This is a genomic window from Arthrobacter sp. 05T423 (assembly GCF_056396245.1).
In genome coordinates this window covers 1-363 of sequence record NZ_JBFTLC010000129.1, presented here as the reverse complement: position 1 = coordinate 363, position 363 = coordinate 1, and the positions used below count along the sequence as shown (strand labels likewise).

1 protein-coding gene is annotated in these 363 nt (G+C 68.9%); it reads right to left on the bottom strand.

Translation table 11 applies throughout. From position 1 onward, the window contains the following. The coding region (locus tag AC1DFE_RS24225) for a hypothetical protein (protein WP_476908350.1) at nucleotides 1-363 on the bottom strand (363 nt) is incomplete at both ends.

Here is a 363-nt window from a genome sequence, read left to right as displayed (position 1 = left end):
CAGGCCGATGTTCTCGTTGACGCGGCCGTCACCGGCGATGAAGTGCGCGTCCAGCATTTCGTCGTCGTAGGTGCCGGGAGGCTGGCTGGCGAAATCTGCCGAGGCGACCGTGTCGGCGTCGGGCGCCGGTGTAACCGGCGGGGTTGCCGGGTTGTGGTCCGTGTCCTGCGGGGACGGGTCGGCGTTGTGCGCGATGTCCGTGAGGAACGGGGTGTCGAAGTATTTGACATCTGCCGGCACCAGGGTGCCAAGGCCGCCGTTGTCGGCGCGGTTCGCCTCGACGAGTCCGCTGGCGGTCACGAACTGCGGCAGGCCGCGGGCGGGACCGGGAATGAACTTGCCGTAGGGGTCGACGGCGAGCTG